The following is a 22,849-nucleotide window of genomic DNA, read 5'->3' as shown; positions in this document are numbered from 1 at the left end:
GATGATGCGCGCCTTGACCACGCCCACCGAACAGCCGCTGCTCGAACTCGACAATCTCCGGGTCAATTTCCACACGCCGACCGGGATCGTGCGCGCCGTACGCGGGCTCTCCTTCACGCTCGGCCGCGAGCGGCTCGGCATCGTCGGCGAGTCCGGCTCCGGCAAGTCGATGACCGGGCGCGCCATCCTCGACCTCATCCCCTATCCCGGCGAGGTCCTGGCCGATCGTTTGGTCTATCGCGGCCAGGACCTGCTCACCATGGACAAGCGCACGCGGCGCAAGCTGCGCGGCCGCCATATCTCGATGGTGATGCAGGATCCGAAATTCTCGCTCAACCCGGTCCAGACCGTCGGTGAGCAGATCGCCGAGGCCTATCGCGTCCATCATAAGGCGAGCGTGCGCGAGGCCAGGGAGCGCAGCCTCGTCATGCTGGAGGCCGTGCAGATCCGCGAGCCGGGGCGCGTCTATGAGCTCTACCCGCACGAGGTCTCGGGCGGCATGGGCCAGCGCGTGATGATCGCGATGATGCTGATCGCCGAGCCCGACATCCTGATCGCCGACGAGCCGACCTCGGCGCTCGACGTCACTGTCCAGCTCCAGATTCTCAAGATCCTCGACGATCTCGTCACCGAGCGCGGCATGGGGCTGATCTTCATCAGCCATGATCTGCATCTGGTGCAGTCCTTCTGCGACCGCGTCATCGTGATGTATGGCGGCAAGGCGATGGAGACGCTGCCGGCCGCCGAACTCGCCGACGAAGCCGCAAGGTCGCAGCGCCATCCCTATACGCTGGGCCTGCTCGGCTGCCTGCCGGACCTCGACCATCCCAAGGCGAAGCTCGCAACTCTCACCCGCGACCCGGCATGGCTGGCATGACCACACAACCCGCCATCGCTCTCGACAAGCTCAACGTCTCCTTCGGCGAGGCCCATGTCGTGAAGGACCTCAGCTTCACGGTCCTGTCCGGCGAGAGCTACGGCATCGTCGGTGAGTCCGGTTCCGGCAAATCGACCGTGCTGCGCGTTCTCGCCGGGCTGAACCGGGATTGGAGCGGCGAGATCGCCATCCTCGGCAAGGCGCAGCCGAAGATCCGCGACAAGGCCTTCCACCGCCAGGTCCAGATGGTCTTCCAGGATCCTTACGGCTCGCTGCATCCCAAGAAGACGGTCGACGATGCGCTGGCCGAGCCGCTGACCATCCACGGCATCCGCGACGCCGAGGCCAGGATCGGCCGCGCCATGGCCGATGTCGGCCTGCCGCCTTCCTTCCGCTTCCGCTATCCGCACCAGCTTTCCGGCGGGCAGCGCCAGCGTGTCGCGATCGCGCGCGCGCTCGTGCTGGAGCCGACGATCCTGCTGCTCGACGAGCCGACCTCGGCGCTCGACGTCTCGATCCAGGCCGAGGTCTTGAACCTGCTCCAGGCGCTGCGGCAGGAGCGCAAGCTCACCTATATCCTGGTCAGCCACGACCTCGCCGTCGTCGCCCATATGTGCGAGCGTCTGCTGGTCATGCAGTTCGGCCGCGGCGTCGAGGAGATGACGGCCGCAACGCTCGCGGCGCGTGCGCCCCAGACCGCCTATGCCCAGCAGCTCCTCACTGCCAGCGAAGGCTTCAAGCGCCAGGCTGCGACCATCCCCGCCTGAGGACTCTCATCAAAGAGTTAGAGCAGGATCAGTGCGAAAAACCGGTTCCCACTTTTTCGCATCCTGCTCCAGCGGTCCGGGCGGGGCGGCTGCGCGCTGATCGCGTTTGGCAAAGCGACGCCGACGCCTCATTCTTGTCGCAGCCCGCATGCTCTAAGCTTTGGCGGAGCCGGATCACAGGCCAAGACGGAGTCGACCCCTATGGATGCCATCGCCGATCGCGCGTTGCGGCCCGAAGCCGCGCCCGAGCGCACCCCGGTGCCGCCCTTCGATCTGGTGATCTTCGGAGCCGGCGGCGATCTCGCCTTGCGCAAGCTCTTCCCCGCGCTGGCGCAGCGCAACCGGGAGGGCGTGCTGCCGGAAGAGAGCCGCATCCTCGCCATCGTCCGCAAGCCGGAGGACCTCGAGGGGCTGCCCAAACAGGTCGCCAACCGCCTCAATGAGGAAGGCCTCGCGGCCGAGCAGGTCGCGGCCTTCCTGCGCCGTCTGACGGTGGTCCAGGCCGATGCGCTCAAGCCCGAGACCTTCAGCGCGCTGAAGACGGCGCTCGGCGAGACCGATCGCGTGCGCTCCTTCTATCTCTCGACGCCGCCGGAACTCTTCATCCCGATCTGCCAGAACCTCGCCAAGGCCGATATCCTCACCCCGACCTCGCGCGTCATCCTGGAGAAGCCGCTGGGGCACGATCTCGCCTCGGCTCGCGAGATCAACGACGCCGTGGCGGCGATCCTGCCGGAAAGCCGGACCTACCGGATCGACCATTACCTCGGCAAGGAGACGGTGCAGAACCTCCTGGTGCTGCGCTTCGCCAACACGCTGTTCGAGCGCTCCTGGTCGAGCCGCGACATCGACAACGTCCAGATCACGGTCGCCGAGACCGTGGGCCTCGAAAGCCGTGCCGGCTATTACGACAAGGCCGGGCATATGCGCGACATGGTCCAGAACCATCTCATGCAGCTGCTCACCCTCTTCGCCATCGAGCCGCCCAATATGCTGGAGGCCGGCGCGGTCCGCGACGAGAAGATCAAGGTGCTGAAGGCGCTGCGCCCGATCGTCGGCCCCGACGTCCAGCGCTACACCGTGCGCGGCCAGTACGGGCCGGGCCAGATGGATGGTCAGCGCGTGCGCGGCTATACCGACGAACTCGGCTTTGCCAGCAACACCGAGACCTTCGTGGCGATCCGCTGCGAGATCGACAACTGGCGCTGGGCCGGCGTGCCGATCTATCTGCGCACGGGCAAGCGCATGGCGCAGCGCTATTCCGAGATCGCCGTCACCTTCAAGCCGGTGCCGCATTCGATCTTCGGCGGCGGCAGCTGCGACCGGCTCGATGCCAACCGGCTCGTCATCAGGCTTCAGCCCAATGACGGCGTCCAGCTTCAGCTGATGATGAAGGTGCCGGGCTCGGGCCGACTCAAGGTCGTGCCGCGCCAGCTCGACCTGCGCTATTCCACGGCCTTCGACGAGCGCACGCCCGATGCCTATGAGCGCCTGCTGACCGACGTCATCCGCGGCGACCAGACCCTGTTCATGCATCGCGACGAGGTCGAGCAGGCCTGGGCCTGGGTCGATCCGATCATCGCCGGCTGGCAGGAATACAGCCTGCATCCGCATCGCTATACCGCCGGCTCCTGGGGCCCCTCGCAGGCGATCGGTCTGATCGAGCGCGAAGGCCGCTCCTGGGCCGATCCGGACCTGATCTGATGATCGCGTCGGGGCCATTGATCTGGCATCGTTTCGAGACGCTGGCCGACGCTTCCGAGGCGCTGGCGGAGGCGGTCGCGGTAAGGCTGCGCGCCGTCATCGCCACACAAGGGTCCGCGCTCCTCGCCGTGCCCGGCGGCACCACGCCGGCGCGTTTCCTGGCGGCGCTCGGCGCGCATGATCTCGCCTGGGACAAGGTCACGCTGCTGCCGACCGATGAGCGCTTCGTCTCAGCCGACGATCCCGCCTCGAACGAGCGCATGATCCGTGCAGCCTTCGCGCCGCTCGGCGAGGGCAGGGCGCGCTTCCTCTCCTTTCATCGCGCCGCCGGCGATCTCGATGCCGCGGCAAGCGCGGTATCAGCGGAGCTCTCAGGCCTGCCGGCGCTCGACATCCTGGTCAGCGGCATGGGTTCGGACGGCCATGTCGCCTCGCTCTTTCCAGGCGAGCCGGCGGCCGCGATGACCGGGCGCGGTCTCCATGCGGTCGCGGCCCATCCCGCCGGCCTGCCGGCGCGCATCTCGCTCTCGCCGGCAAGGCTTGCTGGCGCGGCCTGGGCGTCTCTCCTCGTCTCCGGTGCGGAGAAGGCAGAGGTGCTGACCACGGCGCAGGCGCTGCCCGGCGCTTATCCTGTCGGATTGCTGCTTGGCCGGCCGCAGGGGCTCGACGTCTACTGGGCGAAGGCCTAGAGGGCTTCTACGCGAGCCCGAGCTTCACGGAGTGTCACCCATGTCGAATGAACCCGAAATCGCGCGGCTCGCCGCCTGCGGCGTCGTGCCGGTCGTGGTGATTGAGGACGTGCATCTCGCCGTGCCCTTGGCGCGCGCGCTGCTGGCGGGCGGCATCGACGTGATTGAGGTCACCTTGCGCCGCCCAGCCGCGCTGGCGGCGCTGGAGACGATCGCGCGCGAGGTGCCCGAAATCCTGAGCGTCGCCGGCACGGTGGTGACGCCGGCCCAGGTCACCGAAGTCAAGGAGGCTGGCGCCCAGGCCGTGGTCAGCCCCGGCTTCAGCGAGGCGGTGGATGACGCCATGCGCGCGGCTGGTCTGCCCTGGCTGCCCGGCGTCGCCACGGCTTCCGATTGCATGCGCGCGGTTGCGGCTGGACGATTGACCTGCAAGTTCTTCCCGGCCGAGCAGGCCGGTGGCACGTCGGCGCTCAAGGCGCTGTCGGGGCCGTTCCCGCAGATGAAATTCTGCCCGACCGGCGGTGTCGGCCTGAACAATCTCGCCGATTATCTGGCGCTGAAGCAGGTCATCTGCGTTGGCGGCTCCTGGCTCGTGCCGGCGGACGCGATCGCCAACCGTGACTGGGCGCGGGTGACGCAGCTCGCGAAAGAGGCGCGCGAGCGCGTCAAGGCGTTGCGGGGCTGACGCGGACTTAAGTGCTCAAGGGTTGAGGACGGCGATATCGACGCCTGCTTTGCTGGCGACACAGGCAGTTGAGCAGACAGGGTTGTCGAAGCGCGAGAAGACCGAGCCGTCGATCACATGCCGGCAGGCCTGTAACGCCGTCGTTGCTGCGAAGGCGGGGTCGGTCTGGTCTGAGGCCGGCAACGGGCTTCCATAGGTCGAGATATAGGCCATCGTCCCCGGGCGCAGGCCGACCGGCATGACGGAGAGGGCGTCTGCGGTCACGCTGGCGAGATAGGCCACGTCGCTGCTTCGATCGAGAACGGCGCAGATCCGTGGCGTGTCGTGGGAGTCGAACTCTCTGTCGAGGCCGGCGAGGACGGCCACGAGCGCATCCCTGACGGTGTTGCCTGCCTTGAGACGCTCGAAAATCGGCCTCGTCTGCGTGCCATTGCTCGCGACGATATGGCGCTCGTTCCAGAGCAGACATTCATAGGCGATGTAGGGGCTGTCCGACGCTGCATCCGCCGAGCCCGCGCGCAGCACGATCCGAACCGTATCGCCGATGCGCTCCGCGTGCCGATTCGGGAAGGAGCGGCTGGATACGCGGTAGGCGACGGTGAGGTTTCCGTCAGGCGTCCGCCCGGCGCCGATGATCCGCCCGACATAGGAGGAAGCGGCCCGGCTCATGCCGCCAGCCTCTCCACCACCATCTCCGCGATGGCCAGCGAACTCGTCAGCCCCGGGCTCTCGATGCCGAGCAGGTTGACCAGATTGTCGACGCCATGGACCTGCGGCCCGTCGATGCGGAAATCCGGCATCGGTTCACTTGCCGAATGCAGCTTGGGCCGGATGCCGGCATAGTCGGCGACGAGCGCACCGTCCGCCAGGCCCGGCCAATAGGTCCGGATCGCGGCATAGAATTTTTCGGCGCGCGCCGGGTCGACCACCAGGTCCTGATCATCCGCGACCCATTCGACATCGGGCCCGAACTTGACCCGTCCGGCCATGTCGATCGTGGCGTGGATGCCGAGGCCCGCCGCCTCCGGTACCGGATAGACCAGATGCGAGAAGGGCTGCTTTCCCAAAAGCGAGAAATAATTGCCCTTGGCGAAGTGCTGGACCGGCACATGGCTTGCCGGGAAGCCTTCGAGCTTGCCAAGCAGGCGCGGCGCGCCGTGTCCGGCCGAATTGACGATCGTGCGGGCCGTATAGGTCGCGGGATCGTCGCCGCCGAAATCGACGCTGAAGCCTTCCGCCTCGCGTCGCCAGCCCAGGATCGGCGTGTTGAGCGCCAGCGAACCGCCGGCCGCCTCGCATTCGCCGAGCAAGGACAGCATCAGGGCATGGCTGTCGACGACGCCAGTCTCGGGCGAGAGCAGGGCGATCTCGCAGGCGACCTCCGGCTCCAGCGCCCTGGCCTCGCTCGCATCGACCCAGCGCACGGTCTCGACGCCCGAGGCCTTGGCCCGCGCCAGGATCGTCTCCAGCGCCGGGCGCTGGCTGGCCGAGGTCGCGACGATCAGCTTGCCGCAGGCCTTATGCGGCAGGCCCCGCTCCGCGAGATAGGCGTAGAGGCGCTTGCGGCCCTCGACGCAGACCTTGGCCTTCAGCGAGCCCGGCGGATAATAGATGCCGGCATGGATGACCTCGCTGTTGCGCGCCGAGGTCTGGGTGCCGATGCCCTCAGTCGCCTCCGCGATCACGACCTCGCGGCCGGCGAGCGCAAGCGCCCGCGCGGTGGCGAGGCCGACGACGCCGGCCCCGATCACCAGGCAATCGATGTCGCTCATCGCAGGCTCAGGCGGCCCGTTGCGGCATGGAGATTTCGATCAGGCTCGCCCAATAGGTGACGCCGACCGGGATCGCCGTGTCGTTGAACTCATAGGCGGGGTGATGCAGCCCGGCGGAATCACCATTGCCGATATTGATGAAGGCGCCCGGGCGCTCCTCCAGCATGTAGGAGAAATCCTCCGAGCCCATCGTCGGCGGCACCTCGGTATCGATCGCATCCTTGCCGAAGACGTTCTTGGTCACGCTGGTGACGAAATCGGTCTGGCCGGCATGGTTGACGGTGACGGGATAGCCGAGATGGTATTCGAGGTCGTACTTCATGCCGAAGGCCTTCATCAGCCCGTCGGTGATCTCGGTGACGCGCTTCTGCGCCAGCTCGCGCATCTCGCGCGTCAGTGTCCGGATCGATCCTTTGATCTCGACATTCTGCGGGATGACGTTGAAGGCCTCGCCGGCATTCACCGCCGTCACCGAGACGACGACGGAGTCGAGCGGGTCGGCATTGCGCGAGGAGATCGTCTGCAGCGCGGTCACCAGCTGGCAGGCGGCGACGATCGGGTCGTTGACGCGGTGCGGCGCTGCAGCGTGTCCGCCCTTGCCCTCGATCTTGATGTGGATGCGGTCGGCAGCGGCCATGGTCGGCCCCTTGCGGATCTCGAACTGTCCGATCGCCAGCCCTGGCTTGTTGTGCATGCCGTAGACTTCCTGGATGCCGAAGCGGTCCATCATGCCGTCGTCGATCATCGCCTTGGCGCCGGCGCCGCCCTCTTCGGCCGGCTGGAAGATCAGCACGGCGGTACCGTCGAAATCGCGGGTGGCGGCGAGGTATTTCGCGGCGCCGAGCAGCATGGCGGTGTGCCCGTCATGGCCGCAGGCATGCATCTTGCCCGGCACGGTCGAGCGGTGCTCGAGATTGGTCTCCTCATGGATCGGCAGCGCGTCCATGTCGGCGCGCATCGCGATGACCTTGCCCGAGTTCTGGCCCTTGCCCTTGATTACGCCGACGACGCCGGTCTGGCCGACGCCGGTCACGACCTCGTCGGCGCCCCAGGCCTTGAGCTTCTCGGCAACGATGCCGGCGGTGCGGTGGACGTCGTATTGCAGCTCGGGATGACGGTGGAAATCGCGACGGATCGCACTGATCTCGGGGGTGAGCGCGGCGATGAGTTCGGATTTCGGCATCATATCCTCGAAAGGGTTGCGGGGCCCATCGCAGGAAACGGGTGGCCCAAGCGTGCAAGCTAGCGCGGCTCGCCTGCCCCGTCCAAGCCGTTTGCGGCATGAGGGGGCGGAGGTGGCGGCATGGTGAATGCGCGAGCCGGATGTCAGCTCCTGCCGTAGTCCCGCCGCCCGGATTCTGAAGTCGAAATCCCGCTGCCCTTAGCGGCGTCATGACTATTTCCGAGCGAGGCGCAATCTGTCGGAAGGCCGCTGGAGCGATCTGTTAAGATAAGATCGGGCGGCGCAGCCATGATTTGGCCTTATCGACAGAATAGGTCCGCAATCACATGCTCTGCCAGACCAGAATTTGGTGGCTTGAGCCTTCCCATCATCCCCAATCGTACCTGGTAGATTATGCGTCGTTTGATCTTGGCTGTGTCTCTCACAGCTTGCGTACCTGTGGCCGCCTGGGCCAACCTTCCCATCGAGAAAATTTCCTTCCAGCCGCAGGTCAAAGGGCTTGGTTGCCTGAAGCCCGAAACGCTGGCGATGATCAGCGAACTCGTGGCCAAGATCGGCCCGATCCAGATCACCTCGACCTGTGGCGGTCGCCATGCCCGCCACTCCCAGCACTACAGCGGCAAGGCTGTGGATTTCAGGCCGCTCGCCACCTCGACGCGGGCCGCAGTCGCGGCCGCCAAGGCGCTGGAGAGTACCGGCGGTGTGGGCTCCTATCCGGGCGGACTCGTGCATGTTGATGTCGGTGATCGCGAGGCCTCCTGGTACGGCCACAAGCGCGCAAGGCGCCAATACGCGCAGCTGGCGCAGCGGCGGCGCTGAGGTTCTTCCCTTCTCCCCTCGGGGGAGAAGCTACTTAAAAACCAGCAAAGCGCGGGGAACCCTCTCCCATAGGGAGAGGGTAGGGTGAGGGGTCGGCCGTTTGACGCTTTGGCCGCGACCTCACCGCTGCCACACTGTGAATTCGGCGCTCAACTGGTCCAGGGGCCTACACCTCACCCCTGCCCCTCTCCTTACAGGAGAGGGGTTCCCCGCGCCTCCTGGGAGAAGGGAAGAACCCCCCCTCATCCCGGTTCCGGGCCGATATAGCGGGCGCGGGGGCGGATCAGGCGTCCGGTCTGGAACTGTTCGAGCGCATGGGCGATCCAGCCGGTGCAGCGCGCCGTCGCGAAGATCTGGAACGGCGCGTCCTCGGGAAGCGCCAGCACGGAGGCCAGGGCCGTGAGCGCGAAATCGATATTCGGCAGCGCGCCGGTGATCGCCTCGATGGCGAGGCGGACCTCCTCGTAATGAGCCGGCAGGGCGAAGGCCGCCATCAGCGCCCGCGCTCGCGGGTCGCCCTCCGGATAGATCGGATGTCCGAAGCCCGGGATCGGCACGCCGAGGGTCAGGCGTGCGCGGATCGCGGGCTCGATGCCGTCGCGCCGGCATTCCTCGAGCAAAGCGCGCACGCGCGGCGCCATGCCGCCATGCAAGGGGCCAGACAGCGCCGACAGACCAGCCAAAGCGCAGGCGGCGAGCGAGGCGTGGGTCGAGGCGGTGACGCGGACGGCGAAGGTCGAGGCGTTCAATTCGTGGTCGGCGAGCAGGACGAGGCTGCGGCGGATGAGATCGGCGCCGGTCGCGTCGCAGGCCCAGGCTGTCGCGAGGCGCTCATGGATCGGGCCGTTGCCCGAGCCGCCGGCGACGGCGTCGACGAGCGCATCGAGGACGGCTGCCGCCTCGAAATAGAGCGATTTCAAGGTCCGGCCGCCAATGACCGGATCGGTGGCGGCACGGGCTGCGATCGCGGCGAACATGCGCTGATTGCCGCTGCCGGGCGCGATCGCGTTGCATTGCGTCGGGAAGCGCGCATCGCCGCAGGCCCAGAGCAGGCGCGCGATGTCCTCGAGCCGCGCCGTTTGCGCCAGGACCTCGGCGTCCTGCCCGCGATACCAGAGGCGGCCATGGGCGATCGTCGTGATGCTCGAGGCAAGGACGGGCTCGCCCCAGGCGATCGTATCCTCTGCGATCGCCGCATTGCGCCGCCCGCGCGCCTTGCGATGCTCCAGCCGGGAGACATCGGCCGCCCGATAGAGGCTGCGTCGCGGCTCGTCGGGGTCTTCCTTCGCTTCGATGCGCCCGCGGCTGACATAGGCGTAGAGCGTCTGCGGCTTGAGCCGCAAACGGGTCATCACCTCCTGCGCTGTCAGCCAGTCATTCATCGCGATACCATGCATCTCGATATGTTGATTATATTGTTCAAGATTGATTATGTTGCATCGCAGCGCGATCCTCAAGGCCTTGTTGATGGAGGATCCGATGTCGGATGGACTTGATGATGTTGTCGCTGCGGAGACGATCCTGTCGGATGTCGATGGGGCTGCCGGCCGCCTGATCATTCGCGGCCATCTCCTCGACGACCTTGCCGGCCGCACCAGCTTTGCCGAGGCCGCCGAGCTTCTGCTGGACGGCTTCTTCGACGACCTGCCGCGCGGCGCGGCTTTTGCTGCGGCGCTCGGCCAGAGCAGGCTCGAGGTCTTTCGCGAGGTCGCGGGCCTCGATGCCGGGCTTCTGCAGCGAACTCCGGTCGAGGCGATGCGGGCGCTGACGGCGCGGCTGGCGGATGGCGACGATGTCGCGACTGCGCTGCGATTGATGGCGGCGCCGGCGGTCTTCACGCCCGCCGTTCTCCGTATGCAGCGCCATCTGGCGCCGGTCGCGCCCGATCCGGCGCTGCCCCATGCCGCCGATATCCTGCGGATGATGCGCGGCGAGGCCGCCGATCCGGCGCAGGCCGCAGCGCTCGATAGCTATCTCGTGACGGTCTGCGATCATGGCCTCAACGCTTCGACCTTCGCGGCGCGCGTCGTCGCCTCGACGCGTGCCGGTTTGACCTCCGCGGTCCTGGCGGGAGTGAGCGCCCTGAAGGGGCCGCTGCATGGCGGCGCGCCGGGGCCGGTCATCGAGATGCTCGACGAGATCGGCGAGGCCGCCAACGCCCGGGCCTGGTTGGAGGCGGCGCTGCAGCGAGGCGACCGGTTGATGGGCTTCGGCCATCGCATCTACCGCGTGCGCGATCCCCGTGCCGATGCGCTGAAGCGCGCGATCCGCAGGCTCGATCCGAATTCCGGCCGCCTCGCCTATGCCGAGGCGGTCGAGGCCGCGGCTCTCGCGATCCTGCGCGAGCGCAAGCCCGCCCGCTCGCTGCAGACCAATGTCGAATTCTACACGGCGCTCCTGCTGGAAGCCCTGGCCTTCCCGCCGGAGAGTTTCACCTGCGTCTTCGCGATGGGCCGCGTCATCGGCTGGATCGCCCATGCGCAGGAGCAGCTCGCAGGAGGACGGCTCATCCGCCCGAAATCGACCTATATCGGTCCCGAGCCGAGGCAGGCTGCTTGAGGGTAGCGCGACGCTTCTTCCCTTACCGAGACAAGCACGGGGAACCCTCTCCTGTAAGGAGAGGGCAGGGTGAGGTGTCGGCCGTTTGACGTTTTGGCCGTGACCTCACCGCTGCTCCATCGTCTTTGCGAGCGTAAGCGAAGCAATCCAGGAGGGCTCGCTCTACGTTCCCTGGATTGCTTCGCTACGCTCGCAATGACGGCAAGGTCCTCACGTCACTGGTCCAGGGGCCTGCACCTCACCCCTGCCCCTCTCCTTACAGGAGAGGGGTTCCCCGCGCCTTTCCTCCTCATGCGTGGCACGGCCGACCACGAGCCGGACCCCGCTCACTCCGCCTGCAGGCTCGCCCATAATTCGTCGGCGGCGTCGTTGCGGCAGTCGGGGCTGCGGAAGAGCCTGATCTCGATGGGGATGTCGAAACGCTCCGGCCCGGCCCGGACCAGGCGGGCGCGGGCGAGGTCCTCTTCCGCCAGGGTGAGCGGCAGCCAGGCGATGCCGTGCCCGTCCCGCGCCATGGTCAGCAAAGTCGCCGCCAGATGCGAGGTGAAGACGGTTGCCATGCCGGCAGCGTCGCGCGCCAGCGCGGTGTTCTGCGCGAGCGCCGCGTCTTGCGCCAACGCCATCTGGGCCGAGAGGATGCGGCCGAGCCCGGAGGCCTGGCTATAGGCGAGGAGCCGCGCCGGTCGCTCGCTTGTTCCCGGGAGCGGCCAGAGGGGCCGACCCTCGGCATCGGGCGCGCAGAGCGGCACCAGCACGTCGTCTCCGACCTGGATGCTCGGGAAGCGCTCGGCTTCGAAACGCGTCGGTGCCTGCGCATGATGGTGACAGAGCAGGAAATGCACCTCGCCACCCAGCATGATCTGCTCGCAAGCCTCCAGGCTGTCCGAGATCAGGTTGAGCGTGCCGAGCGCCTCGAACCGCATGTGCCGGCGTATCCAGCCCGGGAAGAAGGTGAAGGAGAGCGCATGCGTCGCCGCGATCGACAGCGCTCCCTTCTCGCGCTCGCCGACGGCCCTGGTCTCGCGCTGCAGATGCTGCAGGTTGCGCAGCAGGTCCTGGGCGAGGGGTTGGAAATAGGCGCCGGCCGGGGTCAGCGTCGCGCCCTGGGCGCCACGCAGGAACAGCGGCACGCCGATCCAGTCCTCGAGCGCGCGGATGCGCCGGCTGAAGGCCGGCTGCGTGACGTTTCGAACCTCGGCTGCGCGCGAAAAACTCTTCTGCTCGGCCAGCGCCAGGAAATCCTTCAGCCAATCCAGATCCATGATGCCGCTCGCGCATGGGGTGAACCGATCTTGGCATTGGCCGATCGGCAGGGTCCAGACGTAGAGGACGGCGCATTGCCGCCCCGAGGGAAACCGCCATGCGCATCGTCGACGTCCGCGAGATCACCAAGCCGATCGCCTCGCCGATCCGCAACGCCTATATCGACTTCTCCAAGATGACGGCGAGCCTCGTGGCGGTGGTGACCGATGTGGTCCGCGACGGGCGGCGCGTGGTCGGCTACGGCTTCAACTCCAACGGCCGCTACGGCCAGGGCGGCCTCATCCGCGAGCGCTTTCGCGGCCGCATCCTTGAGGCGTCCCCCGAGAGCCTAATCAATCAGAGCGGCGACAATCTCGATCCCCACAAGATCTGGGCGACGATGATGACGAATGAGAAGCCGGGCGGCCATGGCGAGCGTTCGGTGGCGGTCGGCACGCTCGACATGGCCGTCTGGGACGCCGTCGCCAAGATCGCGGGCAAGCCGCTGTTCCGCCTGCTGGCAGATGGGAAGGGCCGCGAGGCCGATCCCCGGGTCTTCGTCTACGCGGCGGGCGGCTACTATTATCCCGGCAAGGATGACAGTGCCCTGCGGGCCGAGATGCGCGGCTATCTCGACCGCGGCTACACTGTCGTGAAGATGAAGATCGGCGGCGCAGGCCTCGCTGAGGATCAGCGCCGCATCGAGGCGGTGCTGGCCGAGATCGGTTCGCAGGCTCAGCTTGCCGTCGATGCGAATGGGCGCTTCGACCTGGAGACCGGCATCGCCTACGCCAAGATGCTGCGCCACTACCCGCTGTTCTGGTACGAGGAGGTCGGCGATCCCCTCGACTATGCCCTGCAGGCGGCTCTCTCGGAGTTCTATCCCGGCCCGATGGCGACAGGCGAGAATCTGTTCTCGCATCAGGATGCGCGCAATCTCCTGCGCTATGGCGGGATGCGGCCCGATCGCGACTGGCTGCAATTCGACTGCGCCCTGTCCTATGGCCTCGTCGAATATCTGCGGACGCTCGATGTGCTCGCGCAGTTCGGCTGGTCGCCGTCACGCTGCATCCCGCATGGCGGCCACCAGATGTCGCTCAACATCGCGGCCGGCCTCGGGCTCGGCGGCAATGAGAGCTATCCCGACCTGTTCCAGCCCTATGGCGGGTTTCCCGACAGCGTTCGCGTCGAGAACGGCCATATCGTGATGCCCGAGCTTCCCGGCATCGGTTTTGAGGGCAAGTCCGACCTGATCAAGGTCATGCGGGAATTGGCGGAGTGAGGTAGCGGGGCCGGCGGGCGAGCCGGGGCTGGTAAGGACACTCCGGCACCACACCGTCATTCCGGGGCAGGCCGTAGGCCTGAGCCCGGAACCCAGAACCGATGCGCCCGACATTTGAGGCTCGCCATGCGAGCACCTCATGGAGAATCCGCATCGGCTCTGGGTTCCAGGCTCGATCCTTCGGATCGCCCCGGAATGACGCCGGCATCGGCACAATCAATCCTTGCTGACGACCGTTGGGCTTGAAGGCGGAGCCGCGACCTTCGGCATCGACCAGGACGTCGTCCAGGTTTCCGTCAGGGTGCGGGTTCGCGATTTCAGGAAGATGCGCAGTTCGGCGGTTTCGCCGGCGGGCAATGTCGCGTCGACGATGGCGCGGAAGCCTTTCGCTTCCGGGTTCGCATCGACGATCGTCGCGGCGATGGTTCCGGCCGTGGTCGATGCGACGATTTCGACGCGCTTGGGGTCGGACAGATAATATTCGAGATCGCCATCGCTGAAGTCGACGATGAAGCGCTTCTTGCCGACGTCCTTGGCTCCGCTATCCTCGGTGTTTGAGCCATCGAAGCTGTTGCGGACCTGCCCGTAGGGGTGCAGAGCCTTCGTCGTCGAGAGAGCCGAGATGCGATAGCTGAACTGGCTGGCTTTCCTGGGCTCGAGCGGCGTGCTCGGCGTCCAGCAGGCGACGATGTTGTCGAAGGCTTCGCCGGTCGTCGGAATCTCGATGAGATCGATGCGTCCCTCGCCCCAGTCGCCGGCGGGCTCGACCCAATATCCCGGCCGCGCGTGATACTGCGCTTCGAGATCCTGGTAATGGCCAAATTCACGGTCGCGCTGCATCAGGCCGAAGCCGCGCGGATTATTGTCGCCGAAGCTCGAAATCCGCAGCGATTTCGGGTTCCGGATCGGCCGCCAGACCCATTCGCCGCCACCGGTCTTGAGCATCAGCCCATCTGAATCATGGATCTCGGGTCGGAAATCGGTGCGCTGGCCGAGGTCGCCTTCGCCCGCGAGGAACATCGAGGTGAGGGGGGCGATGCCGATGCGGGGGATTTTTACGCGCGGAATGATCGTGGCCGTCACGGCAACGCTGGTCTGCTGTCCCGGCGTGACGACAAACCGGTACGCACCGGCGACGGACGGCGAATCCAGCAGGGCGTAGATCACGAGATCGGTGCTGTCGCGCGTCGGCTCCTCCAGCCAGAGCGCCCTGAAGAACGGAAACTCCTCCGGCTGCTCGCCACCGACATCCAGCGCCAGCCCACGTGCCGACAAACCATAGCGATGGCCGCGCCCGATCAGGCGAAAATAGCTCGCGCCGAGAAAGGCGATCAGCTCGTCCTGTACATTCAGCGCATTCAGCGTCGTCGTCACGGCAAAACCGGCGAAGCCCAGCGCAGGCGAAAGCTGCTTGGGAACAGGAACCTTGCCGTATTCGAACAGGCTCGTCGTGAAGGCGAGCGGGATGGCGCTGCCATCCCTGATGACGTGCAATTGCACCGGTTTGTCGTGAAGGAACCCGAGATGGAAGGGATGGAGCCGGAAGTCGGAGCCGCCATCCCGCCAGAACGCCTTTTCCCTGCGGAAGCGGATCTCCCGGTAGCTGTCATAGGTCAGCTTCGACAGTTCCGGCGGTATCGTCAGCCCCTCGGCATCGAAGGCGCGCTCTCCCAGCGCCCGAGCCTGTTCGACGACATCGTCATAGCTGAATGGCCCGCCACGAGGCGATGCCGGCGGCGCGGCGGAGCCGGGCTTGGCTGTGGCGAACAGAGCTGTCGATGCGAGCATGGCCAGGGCCGTGCGGCGCGAATGAAGCCGCCCGGCATGGTGATCAGAAAATGCGTCTCTCGGTTGGATCATGCTGGCACGCCGCGATTGGGGCATCGCGTGCAGGGGGACGGCGCGATTGCGCGCATCCTGCGCCTGGCGACCATCGTCGCCGTCGGCGCTCCAGCACATCTCATTCGCGTTTTCATCGTCGATCCGCCCCGTGATGCCTTGTGCACCGTGAACCGGTCAGCGTCGCGAATGTTCCTCGGTCCTGGGCGGTCCGGGTTGTCGGAGTAGGTCATTGCGAGGAGTAGTTTCGATCCGTTGCGGACCAAAAGCACCCGAGCTGGCCGAAATTTGGGTTCCGACGCGCCCTGCCTTCGAACTAGCGCCTCGAAGTAAGCCACCAAAATCCAAGGCAGCCGACAGCCGTGATGAACATCAGAATTTTGCTGCCGATCGGTGCGTTATTCGCCGCATGCATCATCCAATTTTGCCACTGACCTGACTTGTGGGCGAGCCAGAACATAAAGACGCTGATCACGACGAGGGCCGCGATAACTAAGATCTCCATTTGGCCTTAACTGCCCCACCTTGCCGAGCTTAGTAACCGTGCTTCATTTGCAGAGCTCGGCATTTCCGCTCCCAACGCCATAGCTGCCATCGCAAGCGATCCAGCTGAAGGGTCAGGCCGGCCCCAAACCAACGCCCGATCTCACACTCCGAACTGCGTCCGCCAGGCGGCGATGTCCTCCAGCGCGACATTCGAGCCGCAGAGCACGAGGCCGACGCGCTCGTCCGGCTTGAACTTGTCCTTGCTTGCGATCGCGGCCGCGACGACGCAGGCTGCCGCCGGTTCGAGCAGGACGCGCCCGTTCTGCAGCACCCAGACGATCTCGCGCACCGCCTCGATATCGGGCACGACGACGATGTCCTCCAGGAATTGCCGTGCGGCCGCCATCGTCCGTTCGGTCGCGAAGGGGGCGTTCAGCGTGCGGGCGATCGAGGTCGGGCGCAGCGGCACGGGCTTTCCCGCGGCGAGCGCCTGCGTCATCGTCGTGGCGCCCTCGGTCTCGACGCCATGGATGCGCACGGCCGGGTCGAGCCCCTTTAGCGCTGCGCCGACGCCGGCCGAGAAACCGCCGCCGCCGATCGAGATGAAGACATGGTCGAGCCGCCCGCTGGCATCGCTGGCGAGTTCGAGCCCGAGCGAGCCATGGCCGGCGATGATGGCGGGATCGTCGAAGGAATGGATGTTGGTCATGCCCTGCGCGGCATAGTCCGCCGCCTTGGCGAAGGCCTCGATCGCGTCCTCGCAGAGCTCGACCTCACCGCCGGCGCCTTTCGTTAGCGCGATGTTCAGCGGCGCGACGTCCTTCGGCATCAGCACCAGCGCGCGCGTGCCCATTGCGCTCGCGACCATCGAGACGGCGATGGCGTGGTTGCCGCCCGAAACGGTGACGACGCCGCGCGCGAGCTCCGCCTCGCTCAGGCCCATCAGCTTGTTGAAGCAGCCGCGCACCTTGAACGAGCCGCCAAGCTGCAGCGCCTCGACCTTGACCACGGTCTCGACCCCGAGCCGGGCCGACAAGCCCGCGCTGTGATAGGTCGGGGTGCGCCTGATCTTGCCGGCGATCCGGGTCGCTGCGGCCTGGATGTCTGCGAGGGTGACGTCGAAATTCATGGGCATCCGCCTTTTTGCTGGGCCGCTGCCGTTATAGGCGATCAGCGGCTGCGGGCGAGGGGGCATTTGCAGATCGCTCACGCGCTGCGCGACTGAGCCGGCGCGTCGGCGCGTGGCCGGCTTGCCACGAGCGGCTACGCGCCAAGCCATGCAAAGATCAACCGGATGGCTCCGATTCGGCCGAGATAGTCACGGGCCCCGGAGCAGAACCGGAATCCGGGGAAAACCATGTCTCGGCGCGCTTTCATTATCGGTGGAACCGGCCAGATCGGCCGCGCGGTTGCCGATGAGCTGCTCACGCATGGCTGGGAGGTGATCCTGTCCCATCGCGGCCACCGTCCTCTTCCCGAGGAGATGGCGGCGAGGGGGGCGAAGCTCGCCGTGCTCGATCGCGATGAGCCGGGAGCCCTGGCGCGCGCGCTCGCCGCGGGCGCGGATGCGGTCATCGATACGATCGCCTATACCGACGCACATGCCGACCAGTTGCTCGAGATCGAGCGCGGCACAGGCGCTTTCGTCGTGATCTCGTCCTGCAGCGTCTACCGCGACGCGGCCGGCCGGACGCTCGACGAGGCCCGCGCAGGCGGCTTTCCGGATCTGCCCCTGGCCATGACGGAAGACCAGCCGACGGTCGATCCCGGTCCAAAAACCTATTCGACCCGCAAGGTCGCGCTGGAGCGCCGCCTGCTCGACAATGCCAGGCGGCCAGTGACGATCCTGCGGCCATGCGCCATCCACGGCCCGCATTCCGTGCATCCGCGCGAATGGTGGTTCGTCAAGCGCATGCTCGATGGGCGAGACGCAATCCCGCTGGCCTATCGCGGCGAGAGCCGGTTCCACACCTCGGCAGTCGTCAACATCGCCGCTTTGGTCCGCAGGGCGCTGGAGGTTCAAGGAACTGGCATCCTCAACGCAGCGGATCCCTCGCCCCCGACCGTCGCCGAGATCGCGGCGACGATCGCGGGCCATCTCGATTACCAGGGGACGTTGCTGCCGGTGGACGACGACAGCTATCCGCCGCTGATCGGGGCGACGCCATGGTCGGTTCCCGCGCCGTTCACGCTCGACACCAGCGCCGCCCTCGCCTTGGGCTACAGGCCCGTCGCGACCTATCGGGACGCGAGCAAGGCTGCCTGCGACTGGCTGGTGAAAACCGCGCCCTCCAACTGGCGGGAAGCATTTCCCGTTCTCGCGGCCTATTCGCGCGATCTCTTCGATTATGCCGGCGAGGACGCCTATTTCGAGCGGGTCGCGCAGGGCAGGTCCTGATCCCTGCGTCGGGCTCGGCCCCGCCCGCCACGGCGCGCGATTGACCCGGCGCTCCAGCAGCGTAGCCTGCCGGCACGAAACCTGCCTCTCGCCCGATCTTTGGAGACTGTGACCCGTGACCCTGACGCCTAAGGAGATGCTCGCCAAACTGGTTTCGTTCAACACGGAATCGCAGCGCAGCAATCTCGAGTTGATCCATTTCTGCCGCGACTATCTCGCCTCGCTCGGTGTCGAGAGCACGCTGGTGCCCAGCGAGGACGGGGAGAAGGCCAATCTCTATGCGACGGTCGGGCCGAAGGTTGAGGGTGGCGTCGTGCTGTCGGGCCATACCGATGTCGTGCCGGTCGCTGGCCAGGACTGGACCTCCGATCCCTGGACGCTGACCGAGCGCGACGGCAAGCTCTATGGCCGCGGCTCCTGCGACATGAAGGGGTTCGACGCCATCGCGCTCGCCCTCGTGCCGGAGATGCTCAAAGCGCCGCTGAAGCGCCCGGTCCATATCGCCTTGTCCTATGACGAGGAGGTCGGCTGCCTGGGCGCGCGCATCTTGGTCAAGGCGATGGCGGCGGCCGGCATCAAGCCTGCGGCGGTGATCGTCGGCGAGCCCTCGATGATGCAGGTCGTCACCGGCCACAAGGGCGGCACCCGGATGCGCACCACGGTGAAGGGCCATGCCGTCCACTCCAGCCGCGTCGATGTCGGCGTGCCCGCCGTCATGATCGCGGGCAAGCTGATCGAGTGGCACAACCAGACCATGGCGGAGAACAAGGCGCGGGCGAGCAACGAGAACCCCTTCGAGCCGCCCTACAGCACCTTGCATGTCGGCGTCGTCCAGGGCGGCACGGCGGTCAACATCACCGCCGAGCATTGCGTCTTCAGCCATGAGGTCCGTGTCGTTCCCGGCGATGAGGGCGTCGATTTCGTCGGGCGCTACAAGGCCAGGGTCGCCGAGATCGAAGCCGAGATGAAGGCGATCGCGCCCGAGACGGGCATCACCGTCGAAATCACCTCCGCCACGCCGCCGCTCGGCCCGGAGAAGGACGGCGCGGCTGAGGCGCTGTCGCGCCGCCTGACCGGCGATAATGGCAGCCATGTCGTCGCCTACGGCACCGAGGGCGGCCTGTTCCAGGGCGAAGGCTGGTCGACCGTGGTCTGCGGCCCCGGCGACATCGCCCAGGCGCATCAGCCCGACGAGTTCATCACGATAGCCCAGCTCGAGGCCGGCACGGCTTTCGTGCGCGGCCTGATCGCCGATCTCTCGCGCTGATTGTAGTCGCGCCGGTTCAAGGCACGGCGATTGCATCGCTGGTGACGCAAGGATGATGGCCGGGGCGCTCGAATAAAAGTTCAATCTGGAACGAAATGGCGGCGTCAGGCTGGACGCCGCTGCCAGAGCGTCTCTCGATCGCGTCGCATTCGGACGTTTCCGTCCGAATGCGAAAAACGTGATCGATTATAAAAGTTTAGAGCATTGCTCATGCGAAAAACCGGTACCCACTTTTTCGCGCAATGCTCTAAGCTATTGTCTTCTTCGGATCGTCCGCCAACGCATGTGGACGGTCTGAAAACCGCTCCCGGGAGGGGTGGGCGTCTTGGAGCTCCGGTTCCATTCGGAGCTCTTAACCAAAGGGGAGCAACCGGTCATGTCGTTCAAGACGAAATGCCTCGCCGCCGTGGCGGGCCTGGCGCTGATGTGCGGCGCGGTCCAGGCGCAGACCTTGCGCTACGCCAACCAGGGCGAGCTCAAATCGCTCGATCCCTACACCGTCAACGAGACGACGACGCATGCCCATCTCGGCCACCCCTATGAGGGGCTGATCCGGCGCGGCAAGAACCTCGAGATCCTGCCCGGCCTCGCCGAGAAATGGGAGGTCTCGGCTGACGGCCTGACCTGGCGCTTCTTCCTGCGCAAAGGCGTGAAATTCCATGGCGGCGAGGATTTCACCGCCGACGACGTGGTGTTCTCGGCCGATCGTTCGCGCGCGCCGGGCTCCAACGTTCAGACCCGCGTTCCCACCGGCGCCAAGGTCGTCAAGATCGACGACTACACCGTCGACTTCCAATTGCCCTCGCCCAACCCGATCCTGCATTACCAGTGGGACACCTGGTACATCATGTCGAAGAAATGGGCCGAGGCGAACAACTCGACCCAGCCGACGCCGGCCAACGCCACCACCCCGACCTTCGCCTCGCTCAACGCCAATGGCACCGGCGCCTTCAAGGTCGAGAGCCATCAGCCGGGCGTCAAGACCGTCTACAAGGTCAACGAGAACTGGTGGAACAAGAACCCGGAGCACAATCTCAAGGAGATCATCTTCACGCCGATCGCCTCGGACGCCACGCGCGTTGCGGCGCTGCTATCGGGCGAGGTCGACGTGATCGAGCCGGTGCCGATCCAGGATATCCAGCGCGTCAACGCCTCCGGCAACGCCCAGGTGCTGACGGGGCCGGAACTGCGCACGATCTTCCTCGGCATGGACCAGGCCCGTGACGAATTGCTGGAGTCCAGCGTCAAGGGCAAAAACCCGTTCAAGGATGTCCGGGTCCGCCAGGCCTTCTATCAGGCGATCGACATCGAGACGATCAAGAGCCGCGTCATGCGCGGCCTCTCGACGCCATCGCCCCTGATGATCGCGCCGGAACTCTTCCCCAGCACCGGCTTCACCCGCGCCAAATTCGACAGCGCCGCCGCCAAGAAGCTGCTGGCCGATGCGGGCTATCCCGACGGTTTCGAGCTCGGCATGGACTGCCCCAATGATCGCTACGTCAATGACGGCGCGATCTGCCAGGCCGTCGTCGGCATGCTCGCCCGCATCGGCGTCAAGGTGAACCTCAACGCCCAGCCCAAGGGCCAGTATTTCGGCAAGGTGCTGAAGCCCGGCGGCTACAAGACTTCGTTCTATCTGCTCGGCTGGACGCCCGGCACCAGCGACGCCCACAATGTGCTCTTCGACATCATGGGCTGCCGTGACAACCCGGCCTCCTCGCGTGGCGAGTCCAATGTCGGGGGGTACTGCAACAAGAAGCTGGACGCGCTGACCGACAAGATCCTGGTCGAGGTGGACAAGGCCAAGCGCGACGCGATGATCCGCGAGGCGTTCCAGCTCTCGATCGACGATTTCGCCTACATCCCGCTGCACCAGCAGGCGCTGGCCTGGGGCGTGTCGAAGAAGGTCAAGCTGCCGCAGCGCGCCGACAATGCGGTGAACTTTCAATACGCCATCAAGGAGTGAGCGGGAGCGCGTTGTCGCGCATCGCTGCCGCCCTACCCCGTCATTGCGAGCGTAGCGAAGCAATCCAGAGGATCTCGCCGTACGGCTCATGGATTGCTTCGTCGCTCCGCTCCTCGCAATGACGGGGAGCGCGTTCCCTGTAAGGCGTTCATGCTCGCTTTCATCCTGCGCCGGCTCTTCCAGTCGCTCATCGTCATGCTGAGCGTGGCGCTGATCGCCTTTGCGATGTTCCGCTTCGTCGGCGACCCGGTGAACCAGATCGTCTCGATCGACACGCCGCAGGCCCAGGTCGCCGAGATCAGGCGCTCGCTCGGGCTCGACGACCCCTTCCTCGTCCAGTTCGCCCGCTACATTTACAATGCGGCGCGGCTCGAATTCGGCGTGTCCTATCAGTTCCGCCTGCCGGTGATCTCGCTTCTGGGCGAGCGCGCCCCGGCGACGCTGGAGCTTGCCTTCTGCTCGGCGCTGTTCTCGCTCGCGGTCGGCATTCCGATGGGCGTCTATACGGCGCTGAGGCGCGAAAGCCCGCTCGCCAAGCTCTTCCAGGCGATCTCGCTTGTCGGCATCAGCCTGCCGACCTTCCTGATCGGTATCCTGCTGATCTACCTGTTCTCTGTCACGCTGGGCTGGCTGCCCTCCTTCGGGCGCGGCGAGGTCGTCAAGATCGGTTCCTGGTGGACGACCGGGTTTTTGACCGGCTCGGGGCTGAAGGCGCTGATCCTGCCCTCGATCACGCTGGGCCTGTTCCAGATGACGCTGATCATGCGGCTCGTCCGGGCCGAGATGCTGGAGGTGCTGCGCGCCGACTACATCAAATTCGCCCGGGCGCGGGGATTGAAGACCCGCGCCATCCATTTCGGTCATGCCCTGAAGAACACGCTGGTGCCGGTCATCACCATCGCCGGCCTGCAGCTCGGCTCGATCATTGCTTTCGCCATCATCACCGAGACCGTGTTCCAGTGGCCGGGCATGGGCCAGCTCTTCCTGCGCTCGGTGCAGAACGTCGATATTCCGATCATGGCGGCCTATCTGATGCTGATCTCCTTTCTGTTCGTCAGCATCAATCTCGCGGTCGACCTGCTCTATGCGCTGGTCGATCCGCGCCTGCGCGCCACGGTCGGCGCGTGAGGAACGGGGAGGGGAGCATGTTTGCGGTGACGATAGAGCTTTCTCCTTCATGGCCCGGTTTGTGCCGCAGCTGTGACGCGAAGGCCCGGAGGAAGGGCGCGGGGAACCCTTCTCCCGTGTGGGAGAAGGGCAGGGATGAGGGCCTGCCCTCACCGAAGAAGGTCGCAGCGGCTCGGTTGCACCTCT

Annotated in this window: 19 protein-coding genes; 12 read left to right on the top strand and 7 right to left on the bottom strand. The window is 66.2% G+C overall.

All coding sequences use genetic code 11. The features are described 5' to 3' along the window. The first annotated feature begins 13 nt into the window (after positions 1–13). The 5 genes from BMZ97_RS13065 to eda all read left to right on the top strand — a co-directional run bounded on the left by BMZ97_RS13065 (position 14) and on the right by eda (position 4,722). Positions 14–877 (top strand): ABC transporter ATP-binding protein, encoded by an 864-nt coding sequence (locus tag BMZ97_RS13065; protein WP_244546389.1) that lies wholly within the window; start codon positions 14–16, stop codon positions 875–877. Beyond that, complete coding sequence (locus tag BMZ97_RS13060; protein WP_175525541.1) at positions 874–1,644, top strand: ABC transporter ATP-binding protein; 771 nt, start codon at positions 874–876, stop codon at positions 1,642–1,644. The genes BMZ97_RS13065 and BMZ97_RS13060 overlap by 4 nt, the downstream gene beginning before the upstream one ends. Positions 1,645–1,845: 201 nt before the next feature. Beyond that, the gene (gene zwf, locus BMZ97_RS13055; RefSeq protein WP_092169857.1) at positions 1,846–3,348 is read left to right on the top strand and encodes a glucose-6-phosphate dehydrogenase; all 1,503 of its coding nucleotides are present in this window, start codon (positions 1,846–1,848) and stop codon (positions 3,346–3,348) included. Next, the gene (locus BMZ97_RS13050) at positions 3,348–4,037 is read left to right on the top strand and encodes a 6-phosphogluconolactonase (RefSeq protein WP_092169854.1); all 690 of its coding nucleotides are present in this window, start codon (positions 3,348–3,350) and stop codon (positions 4,035–4,037) included. Before zwf ends, BMZ97_RS13050 begins: the two co-directional genes overlap by 1 nt. A 40-nt stretch (positions 4,038–4,077) precedes the next feature. After that, complete coding sequence (eda, locus tag BMZ97_RS13045) at positions 4,078–4,722, top strand: bifunctional 4-hydroxy-2-oxoglutarate aldolase/2-dehydro-3-deoxy-phosphogluconate aldolase (RefSeq protein WP_092169851.1); 645 nt, start codon at positions 4,078–4,080, stop codon at positions 4,720–4,722. Between the two features lie 15 nt (positions 4,723–4,737). Here eda and BMZ97_RS13040 read toward each other — a convergent pair whose 3' ends face one another. Genes BMZ97_RS13040 through BMZ97_RS13030 form a run of 3 tightly spaced genes read right to left on the bottom strand, consistent with a single transcriptional unit; the run spans position 4,738 to position 7,677 of the window. Next, positions 4,738–5,391 (bottom strand): IMP cyclohydrolase, encoded by a 654-nt coding sequence (locus BMZ97_RS13040; protein ID WP_092169848.1) that lies wholly within the window; start codon positions 5,389–5,391, stop codon positions 4,738–4,740. After that, positions 5,388–6,494 (bottom strand): NAD(P)/FAD-dependent oxidoreductase, encoded by a 1,107-nt coding sequence (locus tag BMZ97_RS13035; RefSeq protein ID WP_092169846.1) that lies wholly within the window; start codon positions 6,492–6,494, stop codon positions 5,388–5,390. The genes BMZ97_RS13040 and BMZ97_RS13035 overlap by 4 nt, the downstream gene beginning before the upstream one ends. 7 nt (positions 6,495–6,501) lie before the next feature. Further along, the gene (locus tag BMZ97_RS13030; protein WP_092169843.1) at positions 6,502–7,677 is read right to left on the bottom strand and encodes a M20 aminoacylase family protein; all 1,176 of its coding nucleotides are present in this window, start codon (positions 7,675–7,677) and stop codon (positions 6,502–6,504) included. 414 nt (positions 7,678–8,091) lie between these two features. Between BMZ97_RS13030 and BMZ97_RS13025 the strand changes: the two genes are divergently transcribed. Next, the gene (locus BMZ97_RS13025) at positions 8,092–8,496 is read left to right on the top strand and encodes a peptidoglycan L,D-endopeptidase MepK (RefSeq protein WP_175525540.1); all 405 of its coding nucleotides are present in this window, start codon (positions 8,092–8,094) and stop codon (positions 8,494–8,496) included. Positions 8,497–8,738: 242 nt separating this feature from the next. On the opposite strand, the gene BMZ97_RS13020 is transcribed toward BMZ97_RS13025, so the two are convergent. Next, a complete protein-coding gene (locus BMZ97_RS13020) occupies positions 8,739–9,878 on the bottom strand; it encodes a citrate synthase family protein (RefSeq protein ID WP_092171366.1) in 1,140 nt (379 codons plus the stop codon). Between the two features lie 97 nt (positions 9,879–9,975). Between BMZ97_RS13020 and BMZ97_RS13015 the strand changes: the two genes are divergently transcribed. Continuing rightward, positions 9,976–11,055, top strand: coding sequence for a citrate synthase/methylcitrate synthase (locus BMZ97_RS13015; protein WP_092171363.1), 1,080 nt, complete (start codon positions 9,976–9,978; stop codon positions 11,053–11,055). Between the two features lie 326 nt (positions 11,056–11,381). Here the strand turns inward: BMZ97_RS13015 and BMZ97_RS13010 are convergent, their stop codons facing one another. Next, a complete protein-coding gene (locus tag BMZ97_RS13010) occupies positions 11,382–12,317 on the bottom strand; it encodes a LysR family transcriptional regulator (RefSeq protein WP_092169838.1) in 936 nt (311 codons plus the stop codon). A gap of 98 nt (positions 12,318–12,415) precedes the next feature. Here BMZ97_RS13010 and BMZ97_RS13005 point away from each other — a divergent pair, with 98 nt between their 5' ends. Beyond that, entirely contained in the window at positions 12,416–13,579 is a 1,164-nt protein-coding gene (locus tag BMZ97_RS13005) for a mandelate racemase/muconate lactonizing enzyme family protein (RefSeq protein WP_092169835.1), read from the top strand. A gap of 216 nt (positions 13,580–13,795) precedes the next feature. Here BMZ97_RS13005 and BMZ97_RS13000 read toward each other — a convergent pair whose 3' ends face one another. Next, positions 13,796–15,367, bottom strand: coding sequence for an OpgD/OpgG family glucan biosynthesis protein (locus BMZ97_RS13000; RefSeq protein ID WP_244546388.1), 1,572 nt, complete (start codon positions 15,365–15,367; stop codon positions 13,796–13,798). Positions 15,368–16,064: 697 nt separating this feature from the next. Further along, entirely contained in the window at positions 16,065–17,033 is a 969-nt protein-coding gene (locus BMZ97_RS12990) for a threonine ammonia-lyase (RefSeq protein ID WP_175525539.1), read from the bottom strand. Positions 17,034–17,261: 228 nt separating this feature from the next. Here BMZ97_RS12990 and BMZ97_RS12985 point away from each other — a divergent pair, with 228 nt between their 5' ends. From BMZ97_RS12985 to BMZ97_RS12970, 4 genes are all read left to right on the top strand, one after another. Then, entirely contained in the window at positions 17,262–18,302 is a 1,041-nt protein-coding gene (locus BMZ97_RS12985; RefSeq protein ID WP_092169827.1) for an NAD-dependent epimerase/dehydratase family protein, read from the top strand. A 115-nt stretch (positions 18,303–18,417) separates the two neighbouring features. Further along, a complete protein-coding gene (argE, locus tag BMZ97_RS12980; RefSeq protein ID WP_244546387.1) occupies positions 18,418–19,569 on the top strand; it encodes an acetylornithine deacetylase in 1,152 nt (383 codons plus the stop codon). Between the two features lie 424 nt (positions 19,570–19,993). Then, positions 19,994–21,535: an ABC transporter substrate-binding protein gene (locus BMZ97_RS12975; RefSeq protein ID WP_244546435.1), complete on the top strand. Its 1,542-nt coding sequence runs from the start codon at positions 19,994–19,996 to the stop codon at positions 21,533–21,535. Positions 21,536–21,685: 150 nt separating this feature from the next. Beyond that, a complete protein-coding gene (locus BMZ97_RS12970; RefSeq protein ID WP_092169818.1) occupies positions 21,686–22,663 on the top strand; it encodes an ABC transporter permease in 978 nt (325 codons plus the stop codon). The last annotated feature ends 186 nt before the right edge of the window (positions 22,664–22,849 follow it).

The organism is Allobosea sp. OK403, from assembly GCF_900113835.1.
Classification (GTDB): domain Bacteria; phylum Pseudomonadota; class Alphaproteobacteria; order Rhizobiales; family Beijerinckiaceae; genus Allobosea.
This window is presented reverse-complemented; position numbering and strand designations above follow the sequence as displayed.